Source organism: uncultured Parasphingopyxis sp. (assembly GCF_937129435.1).
Lineage (GTDB): Bacteria > Pseudomonadota > Alphaproteobacteria > Sphingomonadales > Sphingomonadaceae > Parasphingopyxis.
This window is the reverse complement of record NZ_CAKZNF010000048.1, coordinates 1-22,077: the sequence shown is the minus strand read 5'-3', so window position 1 is coordinate 22,077 and position 22,077 is coordinate 1. Positions and strand designations below refer to the sequence as shown.

The following is a 22,077-nucleotide window of genomic DNA, read 5'->3' as shown; positions in this document are numbered from 1 at the left end:
CGAAATCCTTGTACTTGCCCGTGCCGACGATCAGGCGCGAGCGGGAGGGCTGCCCCGCCACGGTCCAGTTATCGTTTGCGACATTAATGTTTGCCCTTGCGTTCACAGTCATCTTCCATTGATTCCTCTGGCGCGCAGGATCGCGTAGGCTAAACACAGCCAGAACGATAGTGCGACGCCTATCCAAATCGTTACGTGCATTGCTTCGCGTCCGTCGGCTTCGAAGGGCAGACCGGTCAGCGCCTCACAAGACGAGACATCCGATGTAAGCCACGCTGCAGCAAAACTGACTGCAAACCAGCTGTACCAGACCGCCGCAACCATCGGCAGAAGCGCCACTGACAGAATATCAGCTGTCGAATATTCTCGCCTGAGCAGGAAGAAGCCAACAATATTGGAAGCCAGAACCGCCCAGCCAAAGGATAACGAGTCCGCTGCAGCCTGAGTGCAATTTTCCATTACCAGCAGGGCAATCGCGTAACCACCGCCAAGAGCGAGCAGCAGGAAAGAAAGGAGGCCCCGCCAGATCGCCAAAGCTGCCTAACCCCCGCCCACGAAATGCACGATCTCGAGCTCGTCACCGTCCTGCACCTCGACGCTGTCGTGCGTCGACCGCGGCACGACCTCCAGATTGCGTTCCACGGCAAGCTTGGCCGGGTCGAGGCCGAGCTCCTCGCTTGCCAGCTGCGCGATCGTCAGGCCGCGGTGCACGCGCCGGTGCTCGCCATTGACCCTGATCGAAATCGTGCCGTCGTCCGCCATCTGCCCGTCCGTGCTCGCTACTGGATGATTTGCTTTGTCTTCGCAGCCGCATATAGGTGGCGGCCCCCGCATGCCGCAACCAGAGGCTTTTCGCATATGGCGGACAAAGTGCTGATCTACGTCCTCAACGGGCCCAATCTGAACCTGCTCGGCACGCGCGAGCCGGACATCTATGGCAGCGAGACGCTCGACGAGATTGCCGGGCGGATCGAAGACGCGGCGATCGCGTCCCATGCCGAGGTCGAGGTGCGGCAATCCAATCATGAAGGTCATCTGATCGACTGGCTGCACGAGGCGCAGGCGGACGGGGCGAAGGCCGTGCTGCTCAATGCCGCCGGTTTCACGCATACCTCGGTGGCGCTGCATGATGCGATCAAGGCGATTTCGGTGCCGGTCATCGAGGTTCACCTCTCCAATCCGCATGCGCGCGAGGAATTCCGCCATCAAAGCCTTGTCGGCATGGCCGCGAAGGGCACGATTTCGGGTTTCGGCGCACAATCCTATCTGCTGGCGCTGGACGCGGCCCTAGCGCTTTGAGTAAGAGCGGGCGCTTGAGGCGGCCTCGTGCCGCATTGTTATACAGGGGTACGCAATGACCGACGACACCGGCGACGATAACGGCGCCATGCAGGTCGATACCGATTTGATCCGGCAGCTTGCCGAGCTGCTCGACGATACCAAGCTTTCCGAAATCGAGGTCGAGGACAATGGACGCCGCGTCCGCGTGGCCCGGACGCTGGGCGGCGCCGTTGCCGCTCCGGTGGCCGCGCCTGCGCCCGCACCTTTGGCTCCGGCATCCGCGCCTGCCGCCGAACCCGCTGCCGATCATCCCGGCGCGATCAAGTCACCGATGGTCGGCACAGCCTATCTTGCCGCCGAACCGGGCGCCGACCCCTTCATCAAGGTCGGCGACAGCGTTTCCGAGGGCGATACATTGCTGATCATCGAGGCGATGAAGGTGATGAACCAGATCCCGGCGCCGAAATCGGGCAAGGTCACGGCGATCCTCGTGGAGAACGGCGAACCGGTCGAATTCGATCAGCCGCTCGTCGCCGTCGAATAGGCGGTCCGCATGGCTATCGAAAAGGTCCTGATTGCCAATCGCGGCGAGATCGCGCTTCGCATCCATCGCGCGTGCCATGAAATGGGCATTAAGACGGTGGCCGTGCACTCGACCGCCGATGCGCAGGCGAAGCATGTGATCCTCGCCGACGAGGCCGTCTGCATCGGACCGCCGTCCGCGACCGAAAGCTATCTGAACATCCCGAACATCATTTCGGCCGCCGAGATCAGCGGCGCCGACGCGATCCATCCGGGCTATGGTTTCCTTTCCGAGAACGAGAAGTTCGCCTCGATCGTCGAGGATCACGAGATCATCTGGATCGGCCCCAAGCCCGAACATATCCGTGTGATGGGCGACAAGGTCGAAGCGAAGAAAACGGCCGGCGCGCTCGGCCTGCCGCTCGTCCCCGGCTCGGACGGCGCGGTCCGCGACATCGGCGAAGCGCAGAAGATTGCCGCCGAAATCGGATATCCGCTGATCGTGAAGGCGGCATCGGGCGGCGGTGGGCGCGGCATGAAGGTCGTGCCGAGTGCCGACAAGCTCGAAACGCTGATGAGACAGGCCGGATCCGAAGCCAAATCGGCGTTCGGCGACGATACCGTTTACCTGGAAAAATATCTTGGCAATCCGCGCCATATCGAGTTTCAGATCTTCGGCGACGGCAAGGGCAATGCGATCCATCTGGGCGAGCGCGACTGTTCGCTGCAGCGCCGCCATCAGAAGGTGCTCGAGGAAGCCCCCGGCCCGACGATCACGCCCGAGGAGCGGACCCGCATGGGCGATATCTGCGCCAAGGCGATGGCCGATATGGGCTATCGTGGTGCCGGTACGATCGAGTTCCTCTACGAGGATGGCGGCTTCTACTTCATCGAAATGAACACGCGGCTGCAGGTCGAGCACCCGATCACCGAGATGATCACGGGGGTCGACCTCGTCCGCGAGCAGATTCAGATCGCCGCCGGCGAACCGCTATCGGTACGGCAGGAGGACATTTCCTTCCGCGGCCATGCCATCGAGTGCCGGATCAACGCCGAACACCCCGAAACCTTCGCCCCCTCGCCGGGCAAGGTCACCAATTATCACCCCGCGGGCGGAATGCATGTCCGCGTCGATAGCGGATTGTATTCGGGCTATTCGATCCCGCCCTATTATGATTCGATGATCGCGAAACTGATCGTCTTCGGGAGCAACCGGGAACGCTGCATCATGCGGCTCCGGCGCGCGCTCGAAGAGATGGTGATCGAGGGCGTCCAGACGACAATCCCGCTGCACCAGGCGCTGGTCGACGATCCCGAATTCCGCGCCGGCGACTATACGATCAAATGGCTCGAGGAATGGCTCGCCAAGCGGGCAGCGGAAAAGCCGACGGACTGATTTCATGACGACGGGCAAACAAACCGGCGTCCCCGAGGGCGGTCTCCAACCCATGCTCGCCGAGGAGGAGCATGGCTTCGCGACGATCCCGATCGGTCAGGGCTGGCCGCAGGGCCTCGTCCCGGTGGCGACCTTTGCCGAAGCCGAAGGCGCCAGCGTCATCGCTCTCGCCGAGCTGCTCAAGGGTCTCGATATCCCGCATCAATCGGGCTGGGCAAAAATCACGATCGGCGCTAATAGCGCGCTCGAATCGGTAGGGCTGTCGGCCGCGATCGCGACGGCGCTTGCCGAAAAGGAGATCAGTTCCAATATAGTAGCCGCCTATCATCACGATCACGTCTTCGTCCCCTGGGACCGGCGCGACGAGGCGATGGACGTTCTTCGCAACCTTTGACGATTCAGGAGTGACGCTTCCGATGCAGGCCATCATCTACCACAACCCCCGGTGCGGCACGTCGCGCAAGACGCTGGAGATTCTGGAAAAGGCGCCTGCCATCGCCGTCCGCGTCATCGAATATCTGAAGGAACCGCCGACGAAGAAGAAGCTGGCGGAACTCTACAAGCGGGCTGATATGACACCGCGCGACGGGCTGCGCGCCAAGGAACCGCTGGCGAAGGAGCTGGGCCTCACCGATCCCGATGTCAGCGACGATGCGATCCTCGATGCGATGGTGAAGAATCCGATCCTGATCAACCGGCCGATCGTGGAGACCGAAAAAGGCGTGCGCCTCTGCCGTCCGCAGGATCTCGTCAAGGAACTGATCTAGCAGCGGTTTTTGCCACGGCAAACGCCGGGCGTCCCAAATCGAGAAGCCTTGCCCGGCGCGCCGATTGGCTTGCCGCGACACAGGCGCTAATTCGGCGCATATGTGCACCATTGCGATCTACAGCCTGAAGGGCGGCGTGGGGAAGACATCGCTGGCGGTGAACCTCGCCTGGTGCGCCGCCACCCTGTCCTCGCGCCGGACCCTGCTTTGGGATCTCGACGCGCAAGCCGCCTCGACCTTCCTCATCAAGCTGGGAAAGCGCCCCAAGCGTCTCGCCGATGCGGTGTACGAGGAGGAAGTCAAAGCTGGCAAGCTGATCCGCTCGACCGGCATCGACCGGCTCGACCTTCTCGTCGCGGACCGCTCGCTGCGCGGCCTCGACGGGCTCTTCCGCTCGATCGGCAAGAAGAAGCGGCTCGCCAAGATCATTTCGACCGTGTCATCGGAATATGACCGGATCATCATCGACTGTCCGCCCGGGCTGACAGAGACCAGCGACCAGATCATCCGTGCCGCCGATATCGTCATCGTGCCGGTCATCCCCTCCCCGCTGTCCCGCCGGGCCTTCAACGAAGTCGCGCGCCATATCGAGCAACATCACAAGGGCCGGACGGCGATCCTGCCCGTGCATATGATGGTCGATCGCCGCCGCAACCTGCACGGCGCTGCGCTCGACGAGAATCCCGACTGGCCGGCCATCCCCTATGCCAGCGTCGTCGAACAGATGGCCGACCGGCGCGAGCCGCTTGGCGAGTTCGCGCCGCGCAGTCCCGCCGCTCAGGCGTTCGAGAGACTGTGGCGCGGCATCGAAAAGCGGATCGCCAAGCTTTAGGGCCAGTCTGCTCGTCGTGTTTCGTCGTTGACCAGGCGCCTATTCCGAATGCGGTTACCCGCGCCCTCCATCGAGCGAGACTGGTTGTATTCGTCGCAATTGTGGCGTTAGACAGCGCTGACGGAAGGGAGCGTTTCTGTGATCAAGCATCTGCTCATTCTCGCTGTCCCGCTGCTCAGTGCAGCCTGCGTGACGGACCGGGGCGCCGATACGCTGACGGGCAGCGCCGCCGAGGGCCGCGCCTTTGCCGCGGCACATTGCGCCGGTTGCCACGCGCTGGAAGGCGGCGAATCGCCCAATCCCGATGCGCCCAGCCTTCGCCGCGCGGCACATCAATTGCCCGCGCCGATGATGGCGGGTTCGCTGAGGACCGGCATTCAGATCGGCCATACCGCCGGAATGCCGATCTTCGTGTTCGAAGACGAAAATATCGACAAACTTCTTGCCTATTTCGAGGTGCTTCGCGCCGACGATTAGATCGGACTGCACAGTCGCGATCATACGGTGGATGACGCGCGATCGACGCGCGGCTATTCTGGCATGGTGACAACGCTAGACCCCTCGCTGCTCCTGCGCGCCTATTCGGTCGGCGTTTTTCCGATGGCCGACAGCCGGGGCGCCGAGGACGTCTACTGGGTCGAACCGAAAAAGCGCGCGATCCTCCCTCTGGACGGGTTTCACCTGTCACGCTCGCTCCGCAAGTTTGTCCGGTCGGACCGGTTCAGGGTGACGCGCGACAAGGATTTCGCCGCAACGCTCGCCGCCTGCGCGGAAAGCCGCCCCGAACGCCCCGATACCTGGATCAACCCGTCGATCGAGGCTGCTTATGGCGATCTGCACCGGCGCGGCTATGCCCATTCGATCGAATGCTGGCGGGGAAGCGACCTGGTCGGCGGCCTTTACGGGGTACGGCTCGGCCGGGCATTTTTTGGCGAGAGCATGTTCAGCCGCGAATCCAACGCTTCGAAGGTCGCGCTGGCGCATCTCGTCGCGCGGATGATGGCGGGCGGCTTCGTCCTGCTCGATTGCCAGTTCATGACCGATCATCTCGCATCGCTCGGCGCGATCGAGATTTCGCGCGACGATTATACCTCGTTGCTCGATTCCGCGCTAGGTTCTTCGGGCGCCGATTCCGGCTCGGCCGGCGCGGGGGCGTTGTTCGCAGCCGGCGCCGATCTCGGCGCGCTCGAGGACTCCGAAGGAGCCGATTCCGACGGCGCGCTGCCCGGCCATGTCATCTCGCAAGCCTTGGGCCAGACGTCGTAAAGGCGGTGCTCGACGACATTGAGCGCGGGGCGCTCCTTGTAGAGCCAGCCGGAAAAGACACGCTGCCAGCGATCCTCGGCATCCGGGTTGCGCGGATCCTGAACGCGCACAAGCAACTGGACGAACGCGCCGGTCAGCTGCTGCGGCTCCCACGGCGCCGTGGTTTCGCAGGCGCGCAGGCGTACCAGAACATTGCCGACCCGCGTCGATTCGCCGGGCCGTAGCCGCAATTCGCGCGACAATCCGTTGCGTTTGTTGAGCAGGCCGAGCACGGCGACGCGCTCGCTCATCGGCGTCACGCCTTCCATCGAAGTCGTCAGCGGCCCGACTTCCTCGACATCCTCGATCTCAAGCGCATCGCTGTCATCGTCGAGCGCGAGGTCGTCCGGCGGCGCTTCCGGATCGGGGGCGTCTCCGCCGGTTCCGCATCCCGCCAGCAAAACGAGCCCGGCCGCCGCAAGCATCAGTCTCACGGTTCGTCGGCCTCCTAAAAGTCTTCGGACATGGTGTCGAAACCGTCATCTTCGGCCATCGTGCCGCCGGGATCACCACCGCTGCTGCCACTGTCGTTGATCATCGAACCGATCAGACCAGTCATATCGATCGCGCCCTGGGTATCGAGAATAACGTCGCCATCGGCAAATGCGTCGGTCGAGCCGCCGGGCAACAACGAAATATAGCTGCCGCCCAAAAGCCCTTCGCTGGTAATCGCCGCGCTGCTGTCATTGGGCAGCCCGGCCGAGCTGTCGAGCGCCATGCGGACTTCGGCCTGGTACATTTCGGTATCGAGCGAGATGTCGGTCACTTCGCCGATCGTCATGCCGGCGACGCGCACGTCCGTACCGACATCGATGCCCCCGACATTGGGAAAGATCGCCGTTACCTCGATCGCGTCGTCGCCCGCACCCGCGCCGGTGCGGCCGAGAAAGAAGAGCAGCAGCAGGACCGCAGCCACGACCACGGCCAGTCCGACCGCCGCCTCGACAAGATGGGTGCGCACGGTCGACATCAGGGGCTCCAGGCTTCGTAATCGCCGCTGGCGCGCGCACGCGGCGCGGCCTTTTGGAGCGCGCCGGCCGGCAGGTAAGCCTCGCCGGTGCCGGTGCGATTGGCGACATAGGGTGCTTCCCATTGCCGCACGGGAATCCCGGAAGCGTCGGGTGCTTCCTCGACCGTCTGGTGCAGCCAGCCATGCCATTCGGCGGGCACATTGCTCGCATCGTTACTGCCGGAATAGATCACCCAGCGGCGACGCGGGCCCTTCTTGCTCTCATAGTAGCGATTGCCGAACGCGTCCTCGCCGACCTTGCGGCCCTTGCGCATCGAATAGAAGGCGGTGCCGATCGTGGCACCGTCCCACCAGGTAAAAATGCTCTTGAAGATTCCCATGACAGTGAAGGCCTGTAGCGACCTTTCGCCGGACAGCCAACTGTTCTCGCGGCGGAAGCGGCCTTATTCGCGGGCTGCTATTACAACCGCCAGCGGCCCCTTTTCTCCCTCGGAAATCCGTGCGCGCAGCGCCTCGCCGGTTTCGATCTCGGAAAAGCCCGACCGTCTTACCGTTTCCATATGGACGAAGATATCGCGTTCGCAGTCGTCGGCGAGCAGGAAGCCATAGCCCTTGACCCGGTTGAACCATTTTACCGTGACAGGCAGGAAATCGCCCGCCTCCGCGAGCATCTCGTCGTTCGCAGCGTCGGGGGAATGGTGCCCGTTCGAATTTTGCCCGGCTACCGATATGTCGATCGCGAGGATGCGGCTGGCCTGCCGCCCCCTCTCGCGCTCCACGCATTCGCATTCGACCCTGGCGCCGTCCGGAAGGTTCCGCGCGCCATGTTCGCGCAACACCGAAAAATGGATCAGGATGTCGCCGCCACCGTCATCGGGCACAAGAAAGCCATAGCCGCGCGCACCGTCAAACCATTTGACGATACCCGAAACCGCAGGCCCGGATTCGTGATCCGGGGCATCCGCCACATCGTCGGCAACATCATATGCCGCGAGGTTACTCTCGCTACTCATCGACTACCCCCTATGCGTCGGATGTATCACGATTCACGCAAATGTCGAAATTTCCGTGCGCGAAGCGGGTCAGTCGGGTGGTTCGGGAACCTCACCCGGCTCGGCATCGACAAAGCGGCGGACGATGGCGATATCGTGCCCGGCGCGCAGCATGGCGGCCATCGCCTTGCGTTTGCGAGCCAAATCCAGCTCTTCCCGCGCATAGGGACCGATGCGGCGCTTGCGCGCGAATATCTCCGCCGCGTTCCATGCCTTTGATTCGGCGGCTATTATTGCCTCGAACCCATCCTCCTCCTCGATCCCGGCTCCCCAGAGCGCCTCCTTGACGCGTCTGGGACCGTAGCCGCGATTTCCGAGCGAACGCGCGCGGCTTTCGGCGAATGCGGCGTCGTCGATATAGCCGAGCTCGGTAAAACGCTCGGCCAACGCCTCGACCGGCGGTTCGCCCTCGCCATCCCATCCGCGTTCGTAAATCTTGCGATGAAGATAGCGCGACAGCTTGGCGCGAGTCGTTGCATACCGGCCGACATAGGTCAGTCCCAGCTCCCTCAGGCTCTCTTCGTCCAGCGGCGGACGCGGCTTGCGGTCTTTCCGGCGATTCACTCGCCATCTTTGTGCCATAGTCGGGCCGGAATTTGAACGCGGCGCATCGGCTAGTCAGGATACAGGAATCCTCGCGCCACCTGCGCTTTCGCAGATTGCGCGCAATCAACGACCAGAGTGCGTAAAAAGGCGGGAAATCAGCCGATGGCCGAAGAGCTCACACCGACACCCATTCACGACGATCTCCCGCGACGGTTCGCGGACTTCGCCACGACCGGCGAGGCGCTCGACTATGCGGCGCGTGGGCAACGCGGATTCAACTTCCACGATGCACGCGGCAAGCTCATCCGCGCCTATCCCTTTCGCGAACTGCGCGAAGACGCGCTCGCCGCGGCGCGCAGGCTGATCGCTCATGGCATCGAACCGGGAGACCGGATCGCCCTGATCGCCGACACCGAGCCGCAATTCTGCGCGCTCTTCTTCGGTGCCGTCTATGCCGGCGCGCTGCCCGTGCCGCTGCCGTTGCCGACCTCGTTCGGCGGCAAGGAGGGATATGTCGACCAGCTGGCGGTTCAGCTGAACAGCTCCGATCCGAAACTGCTCATCTATCCCGACGAGATCGCCGAACTGTGCGAAGCGGCGGCCGAGGCCTGTTCGGTCGAAGGCGAAGGGTGGGACGAGTTCGCGATGCGCGACGACCCGGAAACCGAACTGCCGCAGGCGGACACCAACGACATCGCCTATCTGCAATATTCCAGCGGTTCTACGCGGTTTCCGCATGGCGTGATGGTCAGCCACAAATCGCTACTCCACAATCTCGGTTCGCACGCCGACGGCATGCTGATCGGACAGGAGGACCGTTGCATATCCTGGCTGCCCTTCTACCATGACATGGGGCTGGTCGGCTGCATGCTCTCGATGGTCGCGAACCAGGTTTCGACCGATTATCTGAAGACCGCCGATTTTGCACGGCGCCCGCTCGCCTGGCTCGACCTGATCAGCCGCAATCCGGGCACGTCGTGCAGCTATTCGCCGACCTTCGGTTACGACATCTGTGCCCGCCGTATCGGCAGCCAGAGCGATGTCGCCGGGCGGTTCGATTTGTCGCGCTGGCGGCTCGCGGGCAATGGCGCGGACATGATCCGGCCCGATGTGATGCAGGCCTTTACCGACGCCTTTTCCGATGCCGGATTCGATCCGAAATGCTTCGTCCCGAGCTATGGCCTGGCCGAAGCGACGCTTGCGGTGACGCTGATGCCGGCGGGTGAAGGGCTGGTGGTCGAGCTGGTCGAGGAAGCCGAACTGGCCGGTGCCCCCGTGGCCCACAACGACCAGCCTCCACGATATCGCGCTGTCGTCAATTGCGGCAAGGCGGTTCGCGACACGCGGATCGAGATACGCGGCGAGGACGGTTCAATTCTGGGCGACAAGCAGATCGGCAAGGTCTGGGTGCAAAGCCCCGCCGTCATGGACGGTTATTTCCGGGACCAGGAAGCCACCGATGCCTGCCTTGTCGACGGCTGGCTGGATACTGGCGACATGGGATATCTCTCCGACGAATATCTCTACATCGTCGGCCGCGCCAAGGACATGATCATCATCAACGGCAAGAATCACTGGCCGCAGGATATCGAATGGGCGGTCGAGCAGCTGCCCGGGTTCAAATCCGGCGACATCGCTGCCTTTTCCATAACTTCGGCCAATGGCGAGGAAGAACCGGCCGTTCTGGTGCAGTGCCGCACCTCCGACGTTAACGAACGGTCAAAACTTCACGGCCTGATCCGGGAAAAGGTTCGCGCGATCACCGGGATGCAATGCGTCGTCGAACTCGTTCCGCCGCGGACGCTCCCGCGCACGAGTTCGGGCAAGCTCAGCCGCGCCAAAGCCCGCAATCTCTATCTGTCCGGCGAAATCCAGCCATATGATATAGCGGCCTGATTTCAGCCGTACCGGATCGCGGATAGGGCTCTGTTAACCGATAAAGGCAGGAAATCGCTAACCCCCCGGAGATATATTCCGCATCTCTGAGGGGAAAGTGATGATGCACGGCGCATCGGGCCCGATCGGCTGGCCCGAAATACTCGGCTTGCGCGATTTTCGCGACGGAAGCGCGACGCTCGTGCGCGCCGAGCAGTTGCGCGAGCTCAGCCGCCGTTCCGCCGTCCCGATGATAGCGCTGGGATTGATTGCCGGCCTTGTCATCTGGTGGTTCATCGGCCGCGTGCCCACCCCGTTGCTGGCGGGCTGGGCTGTGATCCTCGGGCTGCTGTCGATCTCGGTGGGTAAAGCCCGTCACAAGAATCTGAACCGGCGCGGCGAGGCCAGCCTCAAGGATCACCACCGCGCCATCTTCAACAGCGTTGCGACCGCGCTTTTCTGGACCCTCCCCCTCCTCTTTTTCGCTCCCTATGGCGGCGTCGAAGACGCGATCATGCTCGGTGCCGTCGCGCTCGTCGTCATGAGTGCATCGGCCGTTTCGCTGACAACGCTGCCGCTTGGCGGACTGGCGATCACCGGCATTGTCGGCGCCGCACTCGCCTTCATGTTCGCGCAGAGCGGACAGGTCGGGATCGCCGGTGTTGCGGGCGGCTATGCCATCTGTCTTTCCTACGGCATCCTGATCAACGGGCGCGCCGCCCTCGAACAGCTTCGCGACCGGATCAAACTCGACGAAAAGGAAAAGATGCTGAGCCTGCTGCTGCGCGACTCGCAGACCGATCAGAGCGACTGGATCTGGCAGATCGACGCGCGCAAATGCATCCAGCACCCCTCTCCGCGCTTTTCCGAAGCATCCGGCATTGAGGCGGCGCAGCTGACCGGCATGCCCCTTCTCGAGTTGCTGGCTGGACCGCGATGGCAGCATGAAGAGATTGACGACCGGGTCAGAAATCTCCTCGACCTGATCCAGCGTGGCCGGACCTTCAGCGACATTCCGATCCGCTATATGCGCAAGGGGGAAGAACGCTGGTGGCAGATTTCCGGCTCGCCGCGCATCGATACCGAAGGACGGATTACAAGCTATCGCGGCGTTTTCGCCGACATCACCGAGCGGCGGAAAACCGAGCGGCGCACGCACCACATGGCGCATTACGATGCCCTGACCGGCCTGCCGAACCGCGCCTATACCAATGATCTCCTCCAGAACCGGATCGCCCATTCGCTGAAAGAGGGCTCGTCGAGCGCCTTCCTGATGATCGATCTCGACCGCTTCAAGGTCATCAACGACACGCTGGGTCACCCCGTCGGCGACAAACTGCTCGAACAGGTCGCCTCCCGCCTGCAGAGCCTCATGAAGGACGGCGATGTCGCCGGCCGGCTCGGCGGCGACGAATTCGCGGTCGTCATCGCCCATACCGGTTCGGGCGACGAGGTCGATTCTCGCGCGGAACGCATCATTCGCGTAATTTCCCAGCCCTATCAGATCGACGATCAGAGCCTGCATATCGGCGCGAGCATCGGATCGGCGATCTGCCCGAAGGATGGCCGCTCCGCCCCGGCGCTGCTGCGCCATGCCGACCTTGCGCTTTATCGCGCCAAGGAGGGCGGCCGCGGCGTCCATGTCCGCTACGAACCGTCCTTTTCGCGCAAGGCAGACGAACGGCGCCAGATCGAGAACTCCCTGCGCGGCGCGATCGAACGCGGAGAACTGTATCTCGCCTATCAGCCGGTCATCACCCTTTCGGACCGCGAAATCAGCGGCTTCGAAGCACTGCTGCGCTGGAAAAGCGATGCGCTCGGATCGGTGCCGCCTGCGGTGTTCCTCCCGATCGCGGAGGAAACGCGGCTGATCGACCCGATCGGCGAATGGGTCTTCCGTCAGGCCTGTGTCGACGCTGCGAACTGGCCGGAAAACTACCGGCTTGCGATCAACCTGTCCGAAGTCCAGCTGCGCAACCCCAATCTCGCGACCGTCATCGTCTCGGCGGTGACGCAGGCCGGGCTCGCGCCGCATCGTCTCGAGGTCGAAACCACAGAGGCCGTGCTCCGCAGCGGCAACGAGATGGCGCTGGAGACCTTCGCCCAACTCAACGCGATCGGAATCACGGTCGCGCTCGACGATTTCGGCACCGGCCACTCGACGCTGCGCTATATCGGCGACGCGCGCTTCAGTTCGATCAAGATCGACAACAGTTTCATCCGCAATGCGCAGGAAGAATGCGAGGCCAGCATCGCCGTCTTCAAGGCCGTCGTCGCGATGGCGAACAGCCTGAACATCGCCACCATCGCCGAGGGGGTCGAGAACGAAGCGCAGTTCGATCTCGCCAAATCGCTCGGCTGTAGCCAGGTTCAGGGCTATTTTCTCGACCGGCCGATGTCGGCCGAAGATGTCATGCATCTGGTTCGTGAGGACCTCGCCAGCGCGGTCGCCTGATCGCGGCCCTGCCCTCTTGCATCATCGCGAGGGCGCGGCTAAACGCGCGCATCTCGGAACCGGAGGAGTGTAGCTCAGCTGGTAGAGCATCGGTCTCCAAAACCGAGGGTCGTGGGTTCGAGCCCCTCCACTCCTGCCATCCGACCCTGATTTGGCCCGTGTGCCTTGAATGGGCGGCCTTCAGGTCCGAGATAAGTGAGGTTCGTGGTTGCTCCGGCGGGAAAACCGGATAGGCGGCCATGGGCTTCTATTGCTGTTTTAAGAGGGAACGATCATGGCATCGCCGATCGGCTGGATTGCAAAGATACCGGAATTCGCACGGCAGGTCCGAGCGGAAACCTCCAAGGTCGTCTGGCCCACCCGCCAGGAGACGATCCAGACCGCGATCATGGTGATGATCATGACGACGGTGCTCGCCATCTTCTTCATCGGCGTCGATTCGTTCTTCCGGATGATTGTCGATTTCCTGATCGGTCTCGTCAGCTAGGATTTATACGCATGTCGCGCTGGTACATCATTCACGCCTATTCGGGCTTCGAGAACAAGGTCCGTGACGCGATCATGGCCGAGGCGACGCGCATGGGGCTCGAACAGCTCGTCGAAGAGGTGGAGGTTCCGACCGAAGAGGTCACCGAGGTCAAGCGCGGCAAAAAGGTGCAGACCGAGCGGAAATTCTTCCCCGGCTACGTCCTCGCCAAGCTCAACATGACCGACGACGTCTATCACCTTGTCAAGAACACGCCGAAGGTGACGGGCTTTCTCGGATCGAGCGGCAAGCCGCAGCCGATCAGCGAGGCCGAGGCCGCGCGCATCCTCAACACCAAGGAAGAAGCCGCATCGCAGCCCAAGCAGCGGATCGACGTCGATTACGAGATCGGCGATCAGGTCAAGGTGCTGGACGGCCCGTTCGCCAGCTTCAGCGGTGCCGTCGAGGAACTCGATTTCGAAAAGGCGCGCGTCAAGGTGTCGGTCTCGATCTTCGGCCGCGCGACGCCGGTCGAACTGGAATTCGAACAGGTCGAGTTGATCAAATAGATTTTACCCTCTTCCGTTCAGGGAGAGGGAGGAGCCCGCCGCGAAGCGGTGGGAGGGTGAGGGCCCGGAAACACCCTCATCCAACTGTGCCTAGGCAGCAAGCTGCCAAGGCTTCGTATCCTTCTCCCTTGAAGGGAGAAGGAAGTTTCTGCGGGAGGCCCCTCGGGGCCGCAAGGACCGCTAAACTTGCAACAGAGTGAGAAGGAAATATGGCAAAGAAAATCGATGGCTATATCAACCTGCAGGTCCCTGCGGGTCAGGCCAACCCCTCCCCGCCCTTGGGGCCCGCATTGGGCCAGCGCGGCGTCAACATCATGGACTTCTGCAAGGCGTTCAACGCCGAAACGCAGGGCATGGAGCAAGGCGCCCCGATCCCGACCAAGATCACCGTCTATGCCGATCGCAGCTTCAGCTTCATCACGAAGACGCCGCCGGCGAGCTACCTGATCAAGAAGGCTGCAAAGCTGAAAAAAGGCTCGGGCACGACCGGCAGCGGCTTCATCGGCAAGATCACGCGTTCGCAGCTTTCGGAAATCGCAGAGACCAAGATGGCCGATCTGAACGCGAACGATATCGACGCCGCAACGCGCATCATCGAAGGCTCCGCCGTTTCGATGGGCCTCGAAGTGGTGGAGGGCTAATCCGATGAACACGATGACCAAGAAGCGCAAAGAGCGTCTGGAAAAAGTCGACCGCGAGAAATTCTACACCGCCGAAGAGGCGCTGAAGCTCGTCAAGGAAAACGCGACCTCGAAGTTCGACGAGTCGATCGAGATCGCGATGAACCTCGGCGTCGATCCGCGTCACGCCGATCAGGTCGTGCGCGGCGTCGTCAACCTGCCCTCGGGCACGGGCAAGGAGATGCGCGTCGCCGTTTTCGCCAAGGATGCGAAGGCGGACGAAGCGAAAGAAGCCGGCGCCGACACCGTCGGTGCGGACGATCTGATGGAAGCCATGCAGAATGGCGACCTCAACTACGACCGCGTGATCGCGACGCCGGACATGATGGGTGTCGTCGGCCGTCTCGGCAAGGTGCTGGGTCCGAAGGGCCTCATGCCGAACCCGAAGCTCGGCACGGTGACCATGGATGTCGGCCAGGCGGTCAAGGACGCCAAGGGCGGCCAGGTCGAATTCCGCGCCGAAAAGGCCGGGATCATCCATAGCTCGATCGGCAAGGCGAGCTTCTCGGACGCCGACCTTCGCAAGAATTTCGACGCGTTCGTCGATGCGATCGTCAAGGCCAGGCCGAGCGGAGCCAAGGGCAAATATGTCCGCAAGATCGCCATCAGCTCGACCATGGGCCCGGGCGTCAAGATCGATACGGCGGACGTCGAAGGCGTCTAGGCCGCAAGATTATCGCAAAAAAATTAGGGGGTCGGGAGCAATCGCTTCCGGCCCCTTTTTGGATCTCGTCAGTCTGCGCGGATCGTCATTGCGAGGAGCCAAAGGCGACGCGGCAATCCAGGGCCAGGAGGGTTGACCTATGTGGCTCTGGATTGCTTCGCTGCGCTCGCAAAGGCGCTGCCTGGCAATCAGGTGGTAGGCGCGATCTGACAGAGCCAATCGAGCAGTAATCCCGTTACCTCGTCGGGCGCTTCCTGCTGCGTCCAGTGCCCTACGCCGTCGATGAAATGTGCTCCGCGCAGATCGGCGAGCGCTTCGTCGAGCGCCTTCACGGTTGCCTCGGGCGTCGTCACGAGCGCCGGATCCTTCGTTCCGGCAATGAACAATGACGGTTGTTTGATGACCGGGTCGTCCATCGCCAGCATGTCGGCCTGGTCGCGCTCGAAATTGCGATAGCGGTTGAGCGCGCCGGAAAAGCCGGCTCGTTCGAACTCGGCGACATAATAGTTCTCCGCTTCCGGCGGTAGCCAGTCGGGCATGGTGTCGGGCGGCGCGTCGATCCCCTCGAACAGTTTCGACGAAGGCGGCCGCTTGTTGTGCCAATATCCCTTCGGCGCGTCCCCCGACCAACCATAATACATCGTTCGGATCGCGGCTCTGACATCGCCCTCCAGCTCCTCCTCGGCGACGCCGGGCTCCTGAAAATAGTGGAGGTAGAAGAACATGCCGCGATCGATGAACGCTTCCTTCGTCAACTCGAGCGGCGATTTCGGCCCGGGCAGCCTATAGGGCACGGACAATCCCGCCACCGCCCTGAAACGATCGGGGTGCCGCAACGCCGACTGCCAGGCGATCGGCGCGCCCCAGTCATGCCCGACGATGACGGCCGGTCGCGCAGGCTGCAGCGCCGCGGCAAGACCCGCCATGTCCCGTGCCATTTCGGCCAGCGAATAGGCCTCGATCGGATCGGGCCGGTCCGATCCGCCATAGCCGCGCATATCGGGCGCCGCGACGCGGTATCCCGCATCGGCGAGCGGCCCCAACTGATGGCGCCAGCTGAACCAGCTTTCCGGAAAGCCGTGAGCGAGGACGACGAGCGGTCCCTCTTCCGGCCCCGCCGTCGCGACGCGCAGCGTGATACCGTTGGTTTCGATCTGTTCGAAATGCTGGTCCAATTGCGCCTCCGTGATATTGACCGACGCAACCGTCCAACAGTCGAGCGGCGCTGGCAACCCGCCGCGATGCGTTGACTTTCGCGCCCGATCCGCTAGAGGCCCCACTTCCGGTTCGCCCAGGCGCGCCGGTGACCGTCCGAGACAGTTGGTGATGGCATTCCGGCCATCTTAATTTCCAACCAAGACGGGGAAAGTTTTTTGCGGAACGGCGCGTGCGATGCGGCTTTCCGGTCTGCCCCCGAGCCTTTACGGCCCGACGCGCAGGCGACCGACCCCACGGACATTTTGAAGAGCGGCCTTTCGTGTGCGGGGAACCGTGCGCGCTGGCCATGTTGAGGAGTGAGATATGAATCGAACTCAGAAGCAGGAGTCGGTTGCCGAACTCAACCGCACCTTCAACGAGGTGGGCGTGGTCGTCGTGACCCGCAATCTCGGCCTGTCCGTCGCCGAATCGAGCGACCTGCGGGCGAAGATGCGCGAGGCCGGTGCCGGTTTCAAAGTTGCGAAGAACAGGCTCGCCAAGCTTGCGATCGCGGATACGCCCTATGCCGGCATCGAAGAGATGCTCGTCGGGCCGACCGCTTTGGCCTGGTCGGAAGACCCGGTCGCGGCCACCAAGGTCGTCGCGGAATTTGCGAAAGCCAATGATCGTCTCGAGATCGTCGGCGGCAGCATGGGCGAGGATGTGCTCGACGTTGCGAAGGTTAAGGCGCTTGCCGAACTGCCGTCGCTCGACGAACTGCGCGCCAAGATCGTGGGGCTCGTCAACGCGCCCGCCACGAAGCTGGCCCAGCTCGCGAACGCCCCGGCATCGAAGCTCGCCCGCGTTTTCGCGGCCAAGGGTGCGACCGAGGACGCCTGATTTTCGAAAGCATGAGTTGAACTGAAACCAATACACCAACCGTCATGCTGAACTCGTTTCAGCATCCATTAAGCCGGAACGTTGCGGCAAGAGCGCAAACGCAAAGGCATATGGACCCTGAAACAAGTTCAGGGTGACGCGATCAAAACGAAGGAAGTAAGAAATGGCAGATCTTGAGAAACTCGTAGACAGCCTGTCCGAGCTGACCGTTCTCGAAGCGGCCGAGCTCGCCACGATGCTGGAAGACAAATGGGGCGTTTCGGCCGCGGCTGCGGTTGCGGCTGCTCCGGCCGCCGGCGGTGGCGGCGGTGAAGCCGCTGCCGAGGAAAAGGACGAATTCGACGTCATCCTCACCGGCGACGGCGGCAAGAAGATCCAGGTCATCAAGGAAGTCCGCGCCATCACCGGCCTGGGCCTCGGCGACGCCAAGGCTCTCGTCGAGGGCGCGCCCAAGCCGATCAAGGAAGGTGCTTCCAAGGACGAAGCCGAAGAGATCAAGAAGAAGATCGAAGAGGCCGGCGGTACCGTCGAACTCAAGTAACTTCGGATTTCTCCGAAACGATCAAGGGCGGTCCGGCGACGGGCCGCCCTTTTTCTTTGGCAAACCGCATCGGGCGGCGCGCTTGACCGTTCGCGCGGATAGAAAAAGGGCGGCCACCGCATGGCAACCGCCCTTTCCTTTGCGACCCGAAACCTGCGGGATCAGGCAGGCTCCAGCTCGCGTGTCCGAAGCTCGGGCGTCGCCCGGCTCGAGCGACGTTGCTCGGCATTCCTGGCAACCTGCTTGTCGAGGAACCGCGCCCGGACAAGACGCTTACGGCGCGTCAGGAACGGGTTTTCCGGCGTCGGGCCTTCATCGACCATCGATTCATAATAGCCGATGGGACGATCGGTCGCGGCATATTTCGCCGGCATCGGCGTGATGCCCAGACGCTCACGCATGGCATCCGAACTGGCGCGGCGCGGCGCTGGCGCAGCGGCCGTAGCGCCAACCGCAGACGTCGTGCGCACAGGCTCGGACCGCGGCGCGACCGCGCCTTCCGGCTCGAAGTCGACCGGCTCGGGCGCGACTGTGGCACCGTCGCGACGGCGGCGGCTCAGCGCGATACCGCCGCCGATCGCACCCAGGCCCAGAATACCGGCAAGGGCGGCCAGCACGAGCGCATCGTCGTCACCCTCATTCGCCGAGGCCTGCTCGATCGTGGCAGGTGCGATCGATTCGTCGGTCAAAAGCGGCTCGGCGTCGGCGAGCGTCTCGGTATCGGGCTGCGCTCTTTCGGTTTCGGCCGGACTAACGGCAGAGGCGATCGCCGCGCCGGGAGTATCCGATGCGGTGGCCGGGGCCGAACGCGTTTGACGGGGCTGAGCAGCGGCCTGGCGTACCTGCCGGTTGGCCGTGACGGCCGAAGATGCCGGCGCCGCGTTTTCGCTGCTGGCCTGCGCCGCTTCCACATCGACGTCGGGCAAGGTCAGATTGGGCGCTGCGGCCGTCACCGGCGCTCGTATCGTCACCGGCGCAGGGGCAGGTGTCCGCGGCGTCGGCGCAGCATTCGCCGGCAGCGCCGGCGGAGCCACGGTCGGCGCCGGCTGCATAGCCGGTGCCAGAGCAGGCGTAGTTTGCTGCGCGATTGCGGGGGTGGAAAGGACCGCGATCGAGGCTGCAATAGCCGCTATCGCGGGGCGGGTGGGGGATGGCTTTTTTGTCATAGCGATGGCCCCAACGGCCCATTCGGAAAATGGGGGCATGCAGGTGCCCAAATCCACGATGAGTCGATTGGTCGCTTCGGCAAAGCGACTTTGTTCATCTGGCGTTCATGTAAAATACGGGGTCACATCAACCATCCCGGCATCCGTGTGCACGCACGATTGACGTTGGCTGTCTCTGTTCCTATATCGCCTCCAACACCGAAACCGATCGAGCAATGGGGCGAGGTTGCGCGCCGCCTCACAGGAATGGACGGTTTCGGACCACGATAACGCTGAAAGCTGCAGATCCCTCGATTCGAAGGAGGCGATCTTGCGGCTTTTTGTCGTATCGGCGCCCGCGAATTCGAGTGTCCTTCGAACCAGAACCGAGGCAATTTTTTCATGGCGACCAAAGCGAAATCCGCTCCGCAGGCGCGCAGCAAGCGCATCCGCAAGATTTTCGGCGACATCCACGAAGTCATTCAGATGCCGAACCTGATCGAGGTTCAGCGGGAATCCTACGAACAGTTCCTGCGCTCCGATCCATCGATCGGCTATGTGTCGGGTCTCGAAAAGACGCTGCGCGGCGTCTTCCCGATCCGCGACTTCGCCGGCACGGCCGAACTGGATTTCGTCGATTACGAGCTCGAACCGCCGAAATACGACACCGAGGAATGCCGTCAGCGCGGCATCACCTATGCCGCTCCGATGCGCGTCACGCTTCGCCTGATCGTCTTCGAGGTCGACCAAGACACCGACACCCGCTCCGTTCTCGATATCAAGGAGCAGGACGTCTATATGGGCGACATGCCGTTGATGACCGACAACGGCACCTTTCTCATCAACGGCACCGAGCGCGTCATCGTCTCGCAGATGCACCGTTCGCCGGGCGTGCTGTTCGACCATGACCGCGGCAAGACGCATGCGAGCGGCAAATATCTCTTCGCCGCGCGCGTGATCCCCTATCGCGGTTCGTGGCTCGATTTCGAATTCGACGCCAAAGACATCGTCAACGTCCGCATCGATAGGAAGCGCAAGCTGCCGGTGACGGCGCTGCTTCACGCGCTGGGCCTCAACAGCGAAGAGATCCTGCATCACTTCTACGACATCGTCAGCTTCAAACGCGCCAAGGACGGCTGGGAAATCCCGTTCGTTGCCGATAACTGGCGCGGTCAGAAGCCGGCCTTCGACATCGCCGATTCCAAGTCGGGCGAGGTCGTCTTCCCCGCCGGCCAGAAGATTACGCCGCGCACCGCGATGAAGGCGGAAAAGGACGGCCTGAAGGCGCTGCTGATTCCGACCGAAGAGATTTTCGGCCGCTACAGCGCCTGGGATCTGATCAACGAGAAGACCGGCGAGATCTATGTCGAAGCCGGTGACGAGATCACCGAGGAAAATCTCGAAAAGCTCGACCAGGCGAAGATCACCGATATCGAGCTTCTCGACATCGATCACATCAATACCGGTCCGTGGATCCGCAACACGCTGAAGGCCGACAAGGCCGAGGATACCGATCAGGCGCTGGCCGATATCTATCGCGTCATGCGCCCGGGCGAGCCGCCGACGCGCGAAACCGCCGATGCACTGTTCGAAGGCCTGTTCTTCGACGGCGAGCGCTACGACCTGTCGGGCGTCGGCCGCTGGAAGCTCAACATGCGCCTCGAACTCGATGCACCGGAAGACCTGACGACACTCCGCAAGGAAGACATCCTCGCGGTCGTCAAGGAACTGGTCGACCTGAAGGACGGCAAGGGTGAAGTCGACGATGTCGACAACCTCGCCAACCGCCGCGTCCGCTCGGTCGGCGAGCTGCTCGAGAACCAGTATCGCGTTGGCCTGCTCCGCATGGAGCGCGCCGTGAAGGAACGGATGAGCTCGGTCGATGTGTCGACGGTGATGCCGAACGACCTGATCAACGCGAAACCCGCCGTGGCTGCGGTGCGCGAGTTCTTCGGTTCCAGCCAGCTCTCGCAGTTCATGGACCAGACCAACCCGCTCTCCGAAGTCACCCACAAGCGCCGCGTGTCGGCGCTCGGGCCCGGCGGTCTTACCCGCGAGCGTGCTGGCTTCGAAGTTCGCGACGTTCACCCGACGCATTATGGCCGCATCTGCCCGATCGAGACGCCGGAAGGCCCGAATATCGGCCTGATCAACTCGCTCGCGAGCTTCAGCCGCGTCAACAAATACGGCTTCATCGAGACGCCGTACCGCAAGGTCGTCGACGGCAAGGTGACCGACGAGGTCGTCTATCTCTCCGCCATGGAAGAGCAGAAGCATACGGTCGCGCAGGCCAATGCCGAGCTCGACAAGGACGGCGCCTTTGTCGAGGAAATCGTGTCTTCGCGCGAAGGCGGCGAGTTCCTGATGGCGCAGCGCGACCAGATCACCCTGATGGACGTGTCGCCGAAGCAGCTCGTTTCGGTCGCTGCCTCGCTGATCCCGTTCCTGGAAAACGATGACGCCAACCGCGCCCTGATGGGCTCGAACATGCAGCGTCAGGCCGTTCCGCTGGTGAAGGCCGAAGCGCCGCTCGTCGGCACCGGCATGGAAGCGACAGTCGCCCGCGATTCCGGCGCCGCCGTCGTCGCCCGTCGCGGCGGTATCGTCGACCAGGTCGATGCGACGCGTATTGTGATCCGGGCGTCCGGCGCGGTCGAAGCCAATGAAAGCGGCGTCGACATCTACACGCTGATGAAGTTCCAGCGCTCGAACCAGAACACCTGCATCAACCAGCGTCCGCTGGTGAAGGTTGGCGACACGGTCGAGGAAGGCGATGTGCTCGCCGACGGCCCGTCGACCGAATATGGCGAGCTGGCGCTCGGCAAGAACTCGCTCGTCGCGTTCATGCCGTGGAACGGCTATAATTACGAGGACTCGATCCTCATTTCCGAACGCATCGTGAAGGACGACGTCTTCACCTCGATCCATATCGAGGAATTCGAAGTCATGGCGCGCGACACCAAGCTCGGGCCCG

24 protein-coding genes, 1 tRNA gene and 2 pseudogenes are annotated in these 22,077 nt (G+C 62.7%); 18 read left to right on the top strand and 9 right to left on the bottom strand.

The window, feature by feature from the left end; translation table 11 throughout:
* Positions 1 to 108: 108 nt before the first annotated feature.
* The gene (locus Q0139_RS08720) at positions 109 to 534 is read right to left on the bottom strand and encodes a hypothetical protein (RefSeq protein ID WP_298020245.1); all 426 of its coding nucleotides are present in this window, start codon (positions 532 to 534) and stop codon (positions 109 to 111) included.
* 9 nt (positions 535 to 543) lie between these two features.
* A pseudogene (gene thiS, locus Q0139_RS08715) lies at positions 544 to 762 on the bottom strand (sulfur carrier protein ThiS); the annotation flags it as partial.
* A gap of 96 nt (positions 763 to 858) precedes the next feature.
* On the opposite strand from thiS, the gene aroQ reads away from it, so the two are divergent.
* From aroQ to aat, 8 genes are all read left to right on the top strand, one after another.
* Positions 859 to 1,299, top strand: coding sequence for a type II 3-dehydroquinate dehydratase (aroQ, locus tag Q0139_RS08710; protein ID WP_298020242.1), 441 nt, complete (start codon positions 859 to 861; stop codon positions 1,297 to 1,299).
* Between the two features lie 55 nt (positions 1,300 to 1,354).
* Positions 1,355 to 1,825 carry an acetyl-CoA carboxylase biotin carboxyl carrier protein gene (gene accB, locus Q0139_RS08705; protein WP_298020239.1) on the top strand — a complete coding sequence of 157 codons (471 nt, stop codon included), beginning with the start codon at positions 1,355 to 1,357 and terminating at the stop codon, positions 1,823 to 1,825.
* Positions 1,826 to 1,834: 9 nt separating this feature from the next.
* On the top strand, positions 1,835 to 3,199 hold the full coding sequence (gene accC / locus Q0139_RS08700) for an acetyl-CoA carboxylase biotin carboxylase subunit (protein WP_298020236.1): 1,365 nt from the start codon (positions 1,835 to 1,837) through the stop codon (positions 3,197 to 3,199).
* A gap of 4 nt (positions 3,200 to 3,203) precedes the next feature.
* Entirely contained in the window at positions 3,204 to 3,593 is a 390-nt protein-coding gene (locus tag Q0139_RS08695; protein WP_298020234.1) for an ACT domain-containing protein, read from the top strand.
* Positions 3,594 to 3,615: 22 nt separating this feature from the next.
* On the top strand, positions 3,616 to 3,966 hold the full coding sequence (gene arsC, locus Q0139_RS08690) for an arsenate reductase (glutaredoxin) (RefSeq protein WP_298020251.1): 351 nt from the start codon (positions 3,616 to 3,618) through the stop codon (positions 3,964 to 3,966).
* 100 nt (positions 3,967 to 4,066) lie between these two features.
* On the top strand, positions 4,067 to 4,798 hold the full coding sequence (locus tag Q0139_RS08685) for a ParA family protein (RefSeq protein WP_298020232.1): 732 nt from the start codon (positions 4,067 to 4,069) through the stop codon (positions 4,796 to 4,798).
* A 138-nt stretch (positions 4,799 to 4,936) separates the two neighbouring features.
* Positions 4,937 to 5,275 (top strand): c-type cytochrome, encoded by a 339-nt coding sequence (locus Q0139_RS08680; protein WP_298020229.1) that lies wholly within the window; start codon positions 4,937 to 4,939, stop codon positions 5,273 to 5,275.
* Between the two features lie 66 nt (positions 5,276 to 5,341).
* Positions 5,342 to 6,064 carry a leucyl/phenylalanyl-tRNA--protein transferase gene (gene aat / locus Q0139_RS08675; RefSeq protein ID WP_298020248.1) on the top strand — a complete coding sequence of 241 codons (723 nt, stop codon included), beginning with the start codon at positions 5,342 to 5,344 and terminating at the stop codon, positions 6,062 to 6,064.
* Positions 6,065 to 6,099: 35 nt separating this feature from the next.
* Here aat and Q0139_RS08670 read toward each other — a convergent pair.
* The 5 genes and pseudogenes from Q0139_RS08670 to Q0139_RS08650 all read right to left on the bottom strand — a co-directional run.
* Positions 6,100 to 6,354: pseudogene (locus tag Q0139_RS08670) on the bottom strand (DUF2155 domain-containing protein); the annotation flags it as partial.
* Positions 6,355 to 6,551: 197 nt separating this feature from the next.
* On the bottom strand, positions 6,552 to 7,073 hold the full coding sequence (mlaD, locus tag Q0139_RS08665; protein ID WP_298020227.1) for an outer membrane lipid asymmetry maintenance protein MlaD: 522 nt from the start codon (positions 7,071 to 7,073) through the stop codon (positions 6,552 to 6,554).
* The gene (locus Q0139_RS08660) at positions 7,073 to 7,453 is read right to left on the bottom strand and encodes an NADH:ubiquinone oxidoreductase subunit NDUFA12 (RefSeq protein WP_298020224.1); all 381 of its coding nucleotides are present in this window, start codon (positions 7,451 to 7,453) and stop codon (positions 7,073 to 7,075) included. The genes mlaD and Q0139_RS08660 overlap by 1 nt, the downstream gene beginning before the upstream one ends.
* Positions 7,454 to 7,516: 63 nt before the next feature.
* The gene (locus Q0139_RS08655) at positions 7,517 to 8,086 is read right to left on the bottom strand and encodes a cold-shock protein (RefSeq protein ID WP_298020221.1); all 570 of its coding nucleotides are present in this window, start codon (positions 8,084 to 8,086) and stop codon (positions 7,517 to 7,519) included.
* 69 nt (positions 8,087 to 8,155) lie between these two features.
* Entirely contained in the window at positions 8,156 to 8,707 is a 552-nt protein-coding gene (locus Q0139_RS08650) for a regulatory protein RecX (RefSeq protein ID WP_298020219.1), read from the bottom strand.
* Positions 8,708 to 8,833: 126 nt separating this feature from the next.
* Between Q0139_RS08650 and Q0139_RS08645 the strand changes: the two genes are divergently transcribed.
* The 7 genes from Q0139_RS08645 (at position 8,834) to rplA (ending at position 15,380) form a co-directional block, all read left to right on the top strand.
* The gene (locus Q0139_RS08645) at positions 8,834 to 10,567 is read left to right on the top strand and encodes a fatty acyl-AMP ligase (RefSeq protein WP_298020216.1); all 1,734 of its coding nucleotides are present in this window, start codon (positions 8,834 to 8,836) and stop codon (positions 10,565 to 10,567) included.
* A gap of 100 nt (positions 10,568 to 10,667) precedes the next feature.
* Positions 10,668 to 13,001: an EAL domain-containing protein gene (locus Q0139_RS08640; protein WP_298020213.1), complete on the top strand. Its 2,334-nt coding sequence runs from the start codon at positions 10,668 to 10,670 to the stop codon at positions 12,999 to 13,001.
* Between the two features lie 63 nt (positions 13,002 to 13,064).
* A tRNA-Trp gene (locus tag Q0139_RS08635) sits at positions 13,065 to 13,140 on the top strand.
* A 135-nt stretch (positions 13,141 to 13,275) separates the two neighbouring features.
* Positions 13,276 to 13,488 carry a preprotein translocase subunit SecE gene (gene secE, locus Q0139_RS08630; protein ID WP_298020210.1) on the top strand — a complete coding sequence of 71 codons (213 nt, stop codon included), beginning with the start codon at positions 13,276 to 13,278 and terminating at the stop codon, positions 13,486 to 13,488.
* A gap of 11 nt (positions 13,489 to 13,499) precedes the next feature.
* Complete coding sequence (gene nusG / locus Q0139_RS08625) at positions 13,500 to 14,036, top strand: transcription termination/antitermination protein NusG (RefSeq protein WP_298020207.1); 537 nt, start codon at positions 13,500 to 13,502, stop codon at positions 14,034 to 14,036.
* A gap of 209 nt (positions 14,037 to 14,245) precedes the next feature.
* Positions 14,246 to 14,677: a 50S ribosomal protein L11 gene (gene rplK, locus Q0139_RS08620; RefSeq protein ID WP_298020204.1), complete on the top strand. Its 432-nt coding sequence runs from the start codon at positions 14,246 to 14,248 to the stop codon at positions 14,675 to 14,677.
* Between the two features lie 4 nt (positions 14,678 to 14,681).
* The gene (gene rplA / locus Q0139_RS08615; protein ID WP_298020201.1) at positions 14,682 to 15,380 is read left to right on the top strand and encodes a 50S ribosomal protein L1; all 699 of its coding nucleotides are present in this window, start codon (positions 14,682 to 14,684) and stop codon (positions 15,378 to 15,380) included.
* 188 nt (positions 15,381 to 15,568) lie between these two features.
* Here the strand turns inward: rplA and Q0139_RS08610 are convergent, their stop codons facing one another.
* Positions 15,569 to 16,555: an alpha/beta hydrolase gene (locus Q0139_RS08610; protein ID WP_298020198.1), complete on the bottom strand. Its 987-nt coding sequence runs from the start codon at positions 16,553 to 16,555 to the stop codon at positions 15,569 to 15,571.
* Between the two features lie 346 nt (positions 16,556 to 16,901).
* Between Q0139_RS08610 and rplJ the strand changes: the two genes are divergently transcribed.
* Positions 16,902 to 17,417, top strand: coding sequence for a 50S ribosomal protein L10 (rplJ, locus tag Q0139_RS08605; protein WP_298020195.1), 516 nt, complete (start codon positions 16,902 to 16,904; stop codon positions 17,415 to 17,417).
* Positions 17,418 to 17,580: 163 nt separating this feature from the next.
* The gene (gene rplL / locus Q0139_RS08600) at positions 17,581 to 17,958 is read left to right on the top strand and encodes a 50S ribosomal protein L7/L12 (protein ID WP_298020192.1); all 378 of its coding nucleotides are present in this window, start codon (positions 17,581 to 17,583) and stop codon (positions 17,956 to 17,958) included.
* Positions 17,959 to 18,119: 161 nt separating this feature from the next.
* Here rplL and Q0139_RS08595 read toward each other — a convergent pair whose 3' ends face one another.
* Positions 18,120 to 18,911 (bottom strand): hypothetical protein, encoded by a 792-nt coding sequence (locus Q0139_RS08595; protein WP_298020190.1) that lies wholly within the window; start codon positions 18,909 to 18,911, stop codon positions 18,120 to 18,122.
* 594 nt (positions 18,912 to 19,505) lie between these two features.
* On the opposite strand from Q0139_RS08595, the gene rpoB reads away from it, so the two are divergent.
* The coding region (gene rpoB, locus Q0139_RS08590) for a DNA-directed RNA polymerase subunit beta (RefSeq protein WP_298020187.1) at positions 19,506 to 22,077 on the top strand (2,572 nt) is incomplete at its 3' end.

What these genes read in the sequence shown, in the direction of transcription:
- rplA (WP_298020201.1), top strand. Translation starts at nt 14,682, where the DNA reads ATGAACACGATGACCAAGAAGCGCAAAGAGCGTCTGGAAAAAGTCGAC.
- Q0139_RS08660 (WP_298020224.1), bottom strand. Translation starts at nt 7,453, where the DNA reads ATGGGAATCTTCAAGAGCATTTTTACCTGGTGGGACGGTGCCACGATC.
- accB (WP_298020239.1), top strand. Translation starts at nt 1,355, where the DNA reads ATGACCGACGACACCGGCGACGATAACGGCGCCATGCAGGTCGATACC.
- Q0139_RS08640 (WP_298020213.1), top strand. Translation starts at nt 10,668, where the DNA reads ATGATGCACGGCGCATCGGGCCCGATCGGCTGGCCCGAAATACTCGGC.
- accC (WP_298020236.1), top strand. Translation starts at nt 1,835, where the DNA reads ATGGCTATCGAAAAGGTCCTGATTGCCAATCGCGGCGAGATCGCGCTT.
- Q0139_RS08650 (WP_298020219.1), bottom strand. Translation starts at nt 8,707, where the DNA reads ATGGCACAAAGATGGCGAGTGAATCGCCGGAAAGACCGCAAGCCGCGT.
- Q0139_RS08655 (WP_298020221.1), bottom strand. Translation starts at nt 8,086, where the DNA reads ATGAGTAGCGAGAGTAACCTCGCGGCATATGATGTTGCCGACGATGTG.
- secE (WP_298020210.1), top strand. Translation starts at nt 13,276, where the DNA reads ATGGCATCGCCGATCGGCTGGATTGCAAAGATACCGGAATTCGCACGG.
- Q0139_RS08645 (WP_298020216.1), top strand. Translation starts at nt 8,834, where the DNA reads ATGGCCGAAGAGCTCACACCGACACCCATTCACGACGATCTCCCGCGA.
- Q0139_RS08695 (WP_298020234.1), top strand. Translation starts at nt 3,204, where the DNA reads ATGACGACGGGCAAACAAACCGGCGTCCCCGAGGGCGGTCTCCAACCC.
- nusG (WP_298020207.1), top strand. Translation starts at nt 13,500, where the DNA reads ATGTCGCGCTGGTACATCATTCACGCCTATTCGGGCTTCGAGAACAAG.
- mlaD (WP_298020227.1), bottom strand. Translation starts at nt 7,073, where the DNA reads ATGTCGACCGTGCGCACCCATCTTGTCGAGGCGGCGGTCGGACTGGCC.
- Q0139_RS08685 (WP_298020232.1), top strand. Translation starts at nt 4,067, where the DNA reads ATGTGCACCATTGCGATCTACAGCCTGAAGGGCGGCGTGGGGAAGACA.
- arsC (WP_298020251.1), top strand. Translation starts at nt 3,616, where the DNA reads ATGCAGGCCATCATCTACCACAACCCCCGGTGCGGCACGTCGCGCAAG.
- rplJ (WP_298020195.1), top strand. Translation starts at nt 16,902, where the DNA reads ATGAATCGAACTCAGAAGCAGGAGTCGGTTGCCGAACTCAACCGCACC.
- rplL (WP_298020192.1), top strand. Translation starts at nt 17,581, where the DNA reads ATGGCAGATCTTGAGAAACTCGTAGACAGCCTGTCCGAGCTGACCGTT.
- rplK (WP_298020204.1), top strand. Translation starts at nt 14,246, where the DNA reads ATGGCAAAGAAAATCGATGGCTATATCAACCTGCAGGTCCCTGCGGGT.
- aroQ (WP_298020242.1), top strand. Translation starts at nt 859, where the DNA reads ATGGCGGACAAAGTGCTGATCTACGTCCTCAACGGGCCCAATCTGAAC.